Below are 10,878 nucleotides of genomic sequence, written 5' to 3' on the forward strand. Positions count from 1 at the left end.
CGCCCGGCCCGCCCATCCTGCGGGAAGGCATCGCGTGACATCATCGTCGGCGCGATGAACGAACCGACCTTCGCCACCCTGGTCAGCCGGTGGTACGAGCAGAACGCCCGCGACCTGCCCTGGCGGGCACCCGACGTGGGGGCGTGGGCGATCCTGGTCAGCGAGGTCATGCTCCAGCAGACCCCGGTGGTCCGGGTCCTGCCCGCCTGGCACGCCTGGCTGCGGCGCTGGCCGACGCCGGCCGCGCTGGCCGCCGACACCCCCGCCGAGGCGATCCGGATGTGGGGACGGCTCGGCTACCCGCGCCGGGCGGTGCGGCTGCGCGACTGCGCGGTGGCAATCGTGCAACGGCACGGCGGCGAGGTGCCGGAGAAGCTGGAGCAGCTGTTGGCGCTGCCGGGCATCGGCACCTACACGGCGCGGGCGGTCGCCGCGTTCGCGTACGGGCAACGGCATCCGGTGGTGGACACCAACGTCCGCCGGGTGGTCTCCCGCGCGGTGGCCGGTGAGCCGGACGCCGGGCCGGCCACCCGCCCGTCGGATCTGGTCGCCTGCGAGGAACTGCTGCCGGTCGAGCCGGCCGCCGCCGCCCTGGCCAGCGCGGCGTTCATGGAACTCGGGGCGATCGTGTGCACCGCGCGCTCCCCCCGCTGCACGGCGTGCCCGGTCGAGTCGATCTGCGCCTGGCGGGCCTCCGGCCAGGCGGCGCCCGCCGGCCCCACCCGGCGGCCCCAGCGGTACGCGGGCACCGACCGGCAGGTTCGCGGGCTGCTCCTCGGGGTGCTGCGCGACGCCACCGGCCCGGTCCCGCACCAGCGGCTCGACCAGGTGTGGCCCGACGACGTGCAGCGCTCCCGGGCGTTGGCCGGCCTGGTGAAGGACGGTCTGGTCGAGCCAATCGGGGAGGACTCGTTCCGGCTGGTCGGCGACGGACCGACCGTCCACCCGGTCGCCTGACCGCCCACCCACAGCGCTCAGCCCGGCTTTGCCCCACATCCGCTCCCGTGGCGGCGAATTTCATCGGCCCGTCGTCGGACCTGTCCCGTCCCGTCCCGGACGGTGGCCGAGTACCCCGGCCTGTCGCAACTGGTGTCGATCGAGCAGGCGGCGAGCCCTCGGGCACAGAACGGCGACGGCCCGGTGGCATCCGCCACCGGGCCGTCGCCTCGCACTGTTGTCGTTACTCGTCCGCGCCGGCGGCAGCGGTGCCGCCGAGGTCGGCGGGAACCGCGTCCGGCACGTCCACCGGACGGTCCGCGCCGCGGAAGACCAGCTTGGACTTGTCGATGTTCTCGGGGTCGCCCTCGCAGTCCACCACCACGATCTGACCCGGGATCAGCTCGTTGAAGAGGATCCGCTCGGAGAGGTTGTCCTCGATGTCGCGCTGGATGGTGCGGCGCAGCGGCCGGGCCCCCAGCACCGGGTCGAAGCCCTTCTTCGCCAGGTACTTCTTGGCGTTGTCGGTCAGCTCCAGGCCCATGTCCTTGTTGCGCAGCTGCGTCTCGATCCGCGCGGTCATGATGTCCACGATCGAGAGGATCTCGGTCTCACGCAGCTGGTGGAAGACGATGGTGTCGTCGATCCGGTTGAGGAACTCGGGCCGGAAGTGCTGCTTGAGCTCGTCGTTGACCTTCTGCTTCATCCGGTCGTAGTTCGACTCGGAGTCTTCCGAGGCCTGGAAGCCCAGCGAGACCGCCTTGGCGACGTCCCGGGTGCCGAGGTTGGTGGTCAGGATGATGACCGTGTTCTTGAAGTCCACGATGCGGCCCTGACCATCGGTGAGCCGGCCGTCCTCCAGGATCTGGAGCAGCGTGTTGAAGACGTCCGGGTGGGCCTTCTCGATCTCGTCGAAGAGGACCACCGAGAACGGCCGACGCCGCACCTTCTCGGTGAGCTGGCCACCCTCGTCGTAGCCGACGTAGCCGGGAGGGGCACCCACCAGCCGGGAGACCGTGTAGCGGTCGTGGAACTCGGACATGTCCAGCTGGATGAGCGCGTCCTCGCTGCCGAACAGGAACTCCGCGAGGGCCTTGGACAGCTCGGTCTTACCGACGCCGGACGGGCCGGCGAAGATGAACGAGCCGGACGGGCGCTTCGGGTCCTTCAGGCCGGCCCGGGTACGCCGGATCGCCTTCGAGACCGCCTTGACCGCATCCTCCTGGCCGATGACGCGCTTGTGCAGCTCGTCCTCCATGCGCAGCAGGCGCGAGGTCTCCTCCTCGGTCAGCTTGTAGACCGGGATGCCGGTCCAGTTGCCGAGAACCTCGGCGATCTGCTCGTCGTCGACCTCGCTGACGACGTCCAGGTCACCGGCCTTCCACTCCTTCTCGCGCTGCGCCTTCTGGCCGAGGAGCTGCTTCTCCTTGTCACGCAACTGGGCGGCGCGCTCGAAGTCCTGCGCGTCGATCGCGGACTCCTTGTCGCGACGCACCTGGGCGATGCGCTCGTCGAAGTCGCGCAGGTCTGGCGGCGCGGTCATCCGGCGGATCCGCATCCGGGCACCGGCCTCGTCGATCAGGTCGATCGCCTTGTCCGGCAGGAAGCGGTCGGAGATGTACCTGTCGGCGAGAGTCGCGGCAGCCACGAGCGCCGCGTCCGTGATCGAGACGCGGTGGTGCGCCTCGTAGCGGTCGCGCAGGCCCTTGAGGATCTCGATGGTGTGCGCCAGCGACGGCTCACCCACCTGGATCGGCTGGAACCGGCGCTCCAGGGCGGCGTCCTTCTCCAGGTGCTTGCGGTACTCGTCGAGGGTGGTGGCGCCGATGGTCTGCAGCTCGCCACGGGCCAGCATCGGCTTGAGGATGCTCGCCGCGTCGATCGCGCCCTCGGCCGCGCCCGCGCCCACCAGGGTGTGGATCTCGTCGATGAAGAGGATGATGTCGCCGCGGGTGCGGATCTCCTTGAGCACCTTCTTCAGGCGCTCCTCGAAGTCACCGCGGTAGCGGGAACCGGCCACCAGGGCCCCGAGGTCGAGCGTGTAGAGCTGCTTGTCCTTCAGCGTCTCGGGCACCTCGCCCTTGATGATCTTCTGGGACAGCCCCTCCACCACGGCGGTCTTACCGACGCCGGGCTCACCGATCAGGACCGGGTTGTTCTTGGTCCGGCGGGAGAGCACCTGCATGACCCGCTCGATCTCCTTCTCGCGCCCGATGACGGGGTCGAGCTTGCCCTCGCGGGCGGCCTGGGTCAGGTTCCGGCCGAACTGGTCCAACACCAGGCTGGTCGACGGCGCGGCCTCACCCGGCGCGGCGCCGGCCGCGGCCGGCTCCTTGCCCTGGTAGCCGGAGAGCAGCTGGATCACCTGCTGGCGGACCCGGTTGAGGTCGGCGCCGAGCTTGACCAGCACCTGGGCGGCGACGCCCTCACCCTCACGGATCAGCCCGAGCAGGATGTGCTCCGTGCCGATGTAGTTGTGGCCGAGCTGCAGCGCCTCGCGCAGCGACAGCTCCAGCACCTTCTTGGCCCGCGGCGTGAACGGGATGTGCCCGCTCGGCGCCTGCTGGCCCTGGCCGATGATCTCCTCGACCTGCTGACGGACGCCCTCGAGGGAGATGCCGAGGCTCTCCAGGGCCTTTGCCGCGACACCCTCACCCTCGTGGATCAGGCCCAGCAGGATGTGCTCCGTACCGATGTAGTTGTGGTTGAGCATCCGGGCCTCTTCCTGGGCCAGGACGACAACCCGTCGCGCTCGGTCGGTGAACCGCTCGAACATGCCCTCGTGCTCCTCACGTGCCGTGCGCCTTGATGTGCGAGATCTTGGCGGGGCCGGTGCGCGGACGTCCGGGACGGGCGTCCTTGCCTCATTACTCTATCGCCGCCGACCGACTCCGCTGAGGTCGTGTGCCTCCGTGACGAGCCGTTCGGACGTCGTTTTGACCAACCCTCCGCGCTCAGGAGGTGTTCCGGCACCCCGGCCTGTACGCGCAGAGCGAAATTCGCCCCGGGTGCGGAAGGCTCCCCGGCGACCCGATGGGTCGTCCACAACCTGTGGACGGACTCTCCACCGGCTGTGGACAACGCCCTCCCCGACGGGGATGTTCCCGTCGGGGTCCGCCCGGGACCGCGACAGCGAGGGCGTTCGGGACGGCCGGGGCCGGGGCGGACACCGATGGCCCGGCCGGACGCCGGGAGCCCGCCGGCCGAAGCCGCCGAAGGGCGACGCCGGCCCGGAGGAGTCCTCCGGGCCGGCGTCGTGACGCCGACCGTGTCGGTCAGCGGGAGGCGTGGAACTCGTCGACGATCTCCTGCGGGATACGGCCCCGGTCGGAGATCTCCTTGCCCTGCTTCTTGGCCCAGGCCCGGATCGCCCTGTTCTGCTCGCGGTCCGCGGTGGCACCACCTCGGCCCCGCGCGGCCCGGCCGCCGACGACCACCCCGCCCCGACCGACCCGGGTGCCCGCCGCCACGTACGGCGCCAATGTCTCGCGCAATTTCTCCGCGTTGGAGTTCGACAGATCGATCTCGTACTGAACACCGTCGAGGGCGAACTTGACGGTCTCGTCCGCGTCCCCGCCGTCCAGGTCATCGACCAGCTTGTGAATGATCTGCTTGGCCACGTCCCACATTCCTTTCGAGCAGGGTTGCTTCCTGCAATGCAAGAACGATAACCCGCGAGACGCTCGTCGCGTCAATAGGATGCGGTAACGACCCGGAGAAGTCATCCGGTCACTCAGGGCGGACCAACGGGAAGAGGATCGTTTCCCGAATTCCCAGGCCGGTCAGCGCCATGAGGAGCCGGTCGATTCCCATTCCCATGCCACCGGCCGGTGGCATTCCGTACTCCATGGCCCGCAGAAAGTCCTCGTCGAGCCGCATCGCCTCGTCGTCGCCGCGGGCCGCGAGCTGCGCCTGGGCGACCAGCCGCTCCCGCTGCACCACCGGGTCCACCAGCTCCGAGTACGCGGTGCCCAGCTCGAAACCGAGAACGTACAGGTCCCACTTCTCGGCCAGTCCCGGCTCGCTGCGGTGGGCCCGGGTCAGCGGGCTGGTCTCCTCCGGGTAGTCCCGGACGAAGGTGGGCTCCTGCAGCCCCGGCACGACCAGTTCCTCGAAGAGCTCCTCGGCCAGCTTGCCCGGACCCCACTTGGGGTCGACGGAAACCCCGGCCTTGTCGGCGTACTCCACGAGGCGGGACCGCTCGGTACGGACGGTGACCTCCTCGCCGAGCGCCTCCGACAGCACCCCGAACAGGGTCACCGAACGCCAACGGCCACCCAGGTCGAACTCGCGTCCGTCGGCGTGCGTCACCACCGTCGAGCCGGCCACGGCGATCGCGGCCTGCTGCACGAGATTGCGGGTCAACTCGGCCATCGTGTCGTAGTCGCCGTACGCCTGGTACGCCTCGAGCATCGCGAACTCCGGAGAGTGCGACGAGTCGATGCCCTCATTGCGAAAGTTGCGGTTGATCTCGAAGACCCGGTCGACGCCGCCGACCACGGCGCGCTTGAGAAACAGTTCCGGCGCGATTCGCAGATACAGATCGGTGTCGAGCGCATTGCTGTGGGTCACGAATGGGCGGGCCGCCGCGCCGCCGTGCAGCAACTGGAGCATCGGGGTCTCGACCTCGATGAATCCCGCGCCGTGCAACGAGTCTCGCAGACTGCGCACCGCCGCGGCCCGGGTACGGACCATCTGCCGCGCCTGCGGGCGCACGATCAGGTCCACGTACCGCTGCCGGACCCGGGCCTCCTCGCTCAGCGGCTTGTGCGCCACCGGCAGCGGGCGCAGCGCCTTCGCGGTGACCGCCCAATCCCGCGCCAGCACCGACAGCTCACCCCGGCGGCTGGTGATCACCTCACCGGTGACGCCGACGTGGTCGCCGAGGTCGACCAGCCGCTTCCAGGCGTCCAGCCGCTCCGCGCCCACCCGGTCCAGCGAGAGCATGGCCTGCAACTCGGTGCCGTCGCCGTCGCGCAGGGTGGCGAAGCAGAGCTTGCCGGTGTTCCGTACGAAGATCACCCGACCGGTGACCGAGACCTGGTCGCCGGTGGCGGTGTCGGTGGGCAGGTCGGCGTAGCTCGCGCGAATCTCGGCCAGGGTGCTGGTACGGGGGAATCCGACCGGGTACGGCTCGACGCCCTCGGCGAGCATCCGGTCCCGCTTCTCCCGGCGGACCTTCATCTGCTCGGGAAGGTCGTCGGCGGGGTCCACTGGCAGGGCGTTCTGCTCGGTCACGGCACGCTTCCTCAGGCTTCGGGAGTTTCGGCGGGTCAGCCCATGAGCGTACTCAAGCGCTCCGGCGGCCGTTCGGCAGACAACCTGCCCCCGGGGCTGCGGACCCACCCGCCTCGCCCGACGGTCAGGTGTTGCGCTCGTAGACCATCCGCAGCCCGATCAACGTGATCATCGGCTCGTGGTGGGTGATCGTGCGGCACTCGTTGATCACCAGGGCGGCCAGCCCTCCGGTGGCGATGACCGCCCGCACCTCGCCGAGCTCCTCAATCATCCGCTCCACGATCCGGTCCACCTGGCCGGCGAAGCCGAAGTACAGGCCGGACTGGAGGCACTCGACGGTGTTCTTCCCGATCACCGAACGGGGCTTGGCCGCCTCCACCTTGCGCAGCTGGGCGGCGCGGGCGGCGAGCGCGTCGAACGAGATCTCGATGCCGGGGGCGAACGCGCCGCCGAGGAACTCCCCCCGGCTGCTGATCACGTCGAAGTTGGTGGTGGTGCCGAAGTCGACCACGATCGACGGGCCGCCGTAGAGGGTGTACGCGGCGAGGGTGTTGACCACCCGGTCCGCGCCGACCTCCTTGGGGTTGTCGATGGCGAGCTGCACGCCGGTGCGTACCCCGGGCTCGACGATCACGCTCGGCAGGTCGGCGTAGTAGCGGGCCAGCATGGTCCGCAGCGAGCGCAGCGCGGCCGGTACCGTCGAGCAGGCGGCCACCCCGGTGATCTCCACCGCGTCACCGGCGAGCAGCCCCCGGAACTTCAGACCCAGCTCGTCGGCGGTGGCACGGGCGTCGGTCTTGATCCGCCAGGAGTGCACCAGCTTGTCGCCGTCGAAGGTCGCCAGCACGGTGTTGGTGTTTCCGATGTCGATGCAGAGCAGCACGCACGCAGCCTAGACGCCGGGTCCGCAGGCGTGGTCGGTGTGGCCCGCTCACTCCTCCCGCAGGTCGAGCGCGATGTCCAGGATCGGCGAGGAGTGGGTGAGCGCGCCCACCGACAGGAAGTCCACACCGGTCGCCCCGTACTCGGCGGCCACCTCCAGGGTCAGCCCGCCGGTCGCCTCCAACTCGGCACGGTCACCGACCCTGGCCACCACCTCGCGCAGCGTCCCCGGGGTCATGTTGTCCAGCAGCAGGAAGTCCGCGCCGGCCGCCACCGCCTCCACCGCCTCGGCGACCGTGTCGACCTCCACCTGTACCGGCACGTCGGGGAAGACCTCCCGGACCCGCCGGTAGGCGGCGGCGACCCCACCGGCGGCCAGCTTGTGGTTGTCCTTGACCATGGCGACGTCGTGCAGGCCCATCCGCTTGTTGGTGCCCCCGCCGGCGCGCACCGCGTACTTCTCCAGGGCACGCAGGCCGGGGGTGGTCTTGCGGGTGTCCAGCACCGTCGCCTTCGTTCCGGTCAGCGCGTCCGCCCAGGCCCGGGTGTGGGTGGCCACCCCGGACATCCGGCAGAGCAGGTTGAGCGCCGTCCGCTCGGCGGTGAGCAACAGCCGGGTCGGGCCGGTCACCGTGGCCAGCACGTCACCGCGCGCCACCCGCTGCCCGTCGTGGGCCACCAACGACACCGCGACGGTACGGTCCAATCCGGTCACCTCGCCGACCAGCTCGAACACGGCGGCGGCGACGGCCAGCCCGGCGACCACACCGGGAGCGCGGGCGACCAGGTCGGCGGTGTCGGTCTGGGTGTCCGGGATCGTCGCCACGCTGGTGACGTCGAGGAGCTCCGGGCCGAGGTCCTCGGTGAGCGCGTCCATGACCACCTTCCGGATCCGATCCGGGTCGAGACCACCGACCCGCAGCGCCTGCTCCGTCGCCTGCCTCATTGCGCCTCCTCACGTCGCGCCCGCGCGGCGCTCGCCACCGGTCGAGTCGTCACGCCGACTCCTCCCACCGGGACGTCAACCTGCCCCGGGCCCCGACCGCCGCGACCAGGTGGCCCCGCCACCGCTCGTCGGCCGTGGGGAAGTCCTCCCGCCAGTGGCAGCCCCGGGTCTCCTGGCGGGCGTACGCGGCGGCGACCAGCGCCGACGCCACGGTGACCAGGTTCGTGGCCTCCCAATCGGCGGTACGCGACACACCCCGCTCCCTTCCAACCTCGCCCAGCGTGGCGGCGGTCGCCGCGAGGGTCCGCGCGGAGCGGAGCACCCCCGCACCCCGGGTCATGGCCCGTTGCAGCGCCGGGGTGCCGGCGGCCGGCACCACCCAGCCCTGGCCACCCACCCAGGCGCCGGTCTCCGCCGGCTTCGCCTGCTCGGGCAGGCCGGCAGCGATGTCCTCGGCGATCCGGCGGGAGAAGACCAGCCCTTCCAGCAGGGAGTTGCTGGCCAGCCGGTTCGCGCCGTGCACGCCGGTGCAGGCGACCTCGCCGCAGGCGTACAGGCCGGGGATGGAGGTCCGGCCGCGCAGGTCGGTGCGGACACCGCCGGAGGCGTAGTGGGCGGCCGGGGCGACCGGGATCAGGTCGACCGCCGGGTCCACGCCGATCGCCAGGCAGGAGGCGACGATGGTGGGGAACCTCCCGGCGAGGAAGTCCCCGCCGAGGTGGCGGGCGTCCAGCCAGACGTGATCGGCGCCGCTGGCCAGCAGCACCCGGTGGATGCCCTTGGCCACCACGTCCCGGGGGGCCAGTTCGGCCAGTTCGTGCTGGCCGACCATGAACCGCTTGCCGTCGCCGTCGACCAGGTGGGCGCCCTCGCCGCGCAACGCCTCGGAGACAAGCGGCTGCTGGGCGAGGCCGGCCCCGGGCACCCGGGCGTGTTCCGGGACGATCAGCGCGGTCGGGTGGAACTGGACGAACTCCACGTCGGTGACCGCCGCGCCGGCCCGCATCGCCAGCGCCACCCCGTCGCCGGTGGACACCGCCGGGTTCGTGGTGGCCGCGAAGACCTGCCCCATCCCACCGGTGGCCAGCACCACCGCCCGGGACAGGAGGGCACCGACGCCGTCCTCGCTGCCCTCGCCGAGCACGTGCAGGGTGATGCCGCAGGCCGGGCCGAGCGAGTCGGGGCCGTCACCGGGCGCGCGGAGCAGGTCCAGCACCAGGGCGTGCTCGACCAGCCGGATCCACGGGTCGCGGCGGACCGCCGCGTGCAGCGCCCGCTGCACCTCGGCCCCGGTCGCGTCGCCACCGGCGTGCACGATCCGGTCGGCCCGGTGCCCGCCCTCGCGGGTGAGCATCAGCGAACCGTCGGGGTTGCGGTCGAACTCGGCACCGACACGCATCAGTTCGCGCAGCCGGGTCGGCCCCTCCTCCACCAGCACCCGCACGGCCGCCGGGTCGCAGAGCCCGACCCCGGCGATCTCGGTGTCGGAGGCGTGCGCGGCCGGTGTGTCGGTCGGGTCGAGCACCGCGGCGATGCCGCCCTGAGCCCAGCGGGTCGAGCCCTCGTCGATGTTGACCTTGGTGACGACGGTGACGTGCAGACCCGCCTCACGCAGGTGCAGCGCGGCGGTGAGACCGGCGACCCCGGAACCGACCACGATCACGTCGGTGGTCTCCACCCAGCCGGGCGCGGGGGCGGCCAGCAGACGGGGCAGGGCCGGCAGGTCGACGGTCGGAAGGTCCATGGGAACAGTCAACCCGAAGCCCTCTCGTCCCGGGCGGCGGGGGCGCGACGAGTGGTTTCGGCTACTTCGTCCGCACGGGTAGGCCGGCGGGACCGGCACCCTTCAGCGAGGCGGTCACCGTACGGTCGCTGAGCCACAGGTAGCAGCGGACCCCCCGGTCACCCACCCGCCAACGGCCGGGGCCCGGCGGGCGTACCACCACGCCGCTGCGGAAACGCAGGTCCGCGTCGTCGGGCACGCCGACGTACCGGGCGAGCACCGAACGACAGCCGGCGTAGAGCGGAACCCAGTCAGGGTTCTTCGTCGGGTACGGCCGGTCCGGCGCCTGCCACACGCCGACGAACTCGGCGTCGTGGGCGACCCCGCAGTCCACCGGGGTGAGGGTACGCACCCGCCCGCCGCCCTCGGTCGTCCGCTGGCAGCCCAGCCGCAGCCTCGACGGCCCGCTGAGAGCGCCGCGGAGGCTGCCGGTGCGGGTCACCACCCTCGCGGCGACCTCGGTGGTGTCCAGCTCGCTGAGATCGCAGCGGTACCAGCGGGAGCCGGCCGCCCAGCCGGGCCTGGCGGGCAGCGCCACGGCCAGCCGCAGCCGGCCGACACGCCAGTCGTCGCCGACGTACCCGGTGGCCTTCGCGTCGCACTCGGCGAACGCGCCACGCAGCTCCGGCGATCCGGTGGCCGGCGGATCCGCCCGGCCGGCGGGGAAGGCGCCCACGTGCACCGTCTCGACCCGGTGCGGCACCGCGCAGTCGACCGGCGCGTAGGCGTCGAGGGCAACGGTGTCGGTGAAGTCGGCGACCTGGCACACCCCGGCCACCGGGGTGAACGGACCCGGGGAGGCCAGCGCGGCCCAGTCGTCGGTCAGGTCGCCGTCGAGCCCGTCCGCGCCGCCACACCCGGACAGCAGGGCGACCGCCATCCACCCGGCGGCCACACTCCTCATCGTACGGCGCATCGCGGCCTCCCCCAGCCGACGACCGTCGATCCCGACGGTCCGCCCAGGGTAGCCGCTCACGACCCTCCGGTGACAGACCGGAAGTGCGCCCCCACTCGCCGTCGAGCGTGACGTCGCCGAACGCGGCACGCCGCCCCGGGCGGGGGGCGCGTGGGGTCAGTTGAGGAGGGCCAGGGG

8 protein-coding genes are annotated in these 10,878 nt (G+C 71.7%); 1 reads left to right on the forward strand and 7 read right to left on the reverse strand.

Translation table 11 applies throughout. The annotated features are described in order from the left end of the window. Positions 1 to 54 precede the first annotated feature (54 nt). Positions 55 to 957 carry an A/G-specific adenine glycosylase gene (locus E1165_RS25425; RefSeq protein ID WP_132394260.1) on the forward strand — a complete coding sequence of 301 codons (903 nt, stop codon included), beginning with the start codon at positions 55 to 57 and terminating at the stop codon, positions 955 to 957. A 223-nt stretch (positions 958 to 1,180) separates the two neighbouring features. Here E1165_RS25425 and E1165_RS25430 read toward each other — a convergent pair whose 3' ends face one another. From E1165_RS25430 to E1165_RS25460, 7 genes are all read right to left on the reverse strand, one after another. Then, positions 1,181 to 3,712 (reverse strand): ATP-dependent Clp protease ATP-binding subunit, encoded by a 2,532-nt coding sequence (locus E1165_RS25430; RefSeq protein ID WP_132394261.1) that lies wholly within the window; start codon positions 3,710 to 3,712, stop codon positions 1,181 to 1,183. A gap of 499 nt (positions 3,713 to 4,211) precedes the next feature. Then, positions 4,212 to 4,556, reverse strand: a complete 345-nt coding sequence (locus E1165_RS25435; RefSeq protein ID WP_165945323.1) for an Lsr2 family protein — start codon at positions 4,554 to 4,556, stop codon at positions 4,212 to 4,214. Between the two features lie 109 nt (positions 4,557 to 4,665). Next, on the reverse strand, positions 4,666 to 6,174 hold the full coding sequence (gene lysS, locus E1165_RS25440) for a lysine--tRNA ligase (protein ID WP_132394263.1): 1,509 nt from the start codon (positions 6,172 to 6,174) through the stop codon (positions 4,666 to 4,668). Between the two features lie 124 nt (positions 6,175 to 6,298). Then, the gene (locus E1165_RS25445) at positions 6,299 to 7,057 is read right to left on the reverse strand and encodes a type III pantothenate kinase (RefSeq protein WP_132394264.1); all 759 of its coding nucleotides are present in this window, start codon (positions 7,055 to 7,057) and stop codon (positions 6,299 to 6,301) included. Positions 7,058 to 7,105: 48 nt separating this feature from the next. Beyond that, on the reverse strand, positions 7,106 to 8,002 hold the full coding sequence (gene nadC, locus E1165_RS25450) for a carboxylating nicotinate-nucleotide diphosphorylase (RefSeq protein ID WP_132394265.1): 897 nt from the start codon (positions 8,000 to 8,002) through the stop codon (positions 7,106 to 7,108). A gap of 49 nt (positions 8,003 to 8,051) precedes the next feature. Continuing rightward, positions 8,052 to 9,746: an L-aspartate oxidase gene (locus tag E1165_RS25455; RefSeq protein ID WP_132394266.1), complete on the reverse strand. Its 1,695-nt coding sequence runs from the start codon at positions 9,744 to 9,746 to the stop codon at positions 8,052 to 8,054. A gap of 61 nt (positions 9,747 to 9,807) precedes the next feature. Further along, a complete protein-coding gene (locus E1165_RS25460) occupies positions 9,808 to 10,701 on the reverse strand; it encodes a septum formation family protein (RefSeq protein ID WP_132394267.1) in 894 nt (297 codons plus the stop codon). Positions 10,702 to 10,878: the final 177 nt, after the last annotated feature.

The organism is Micromonospora sp. KC723, from assembly GCF_004348595.1.
Lineage (GTDB): Bacteria > Actinomycetota > Actinomycetes > Mycobacteriales > Micromonosporaceae > Micromonospora.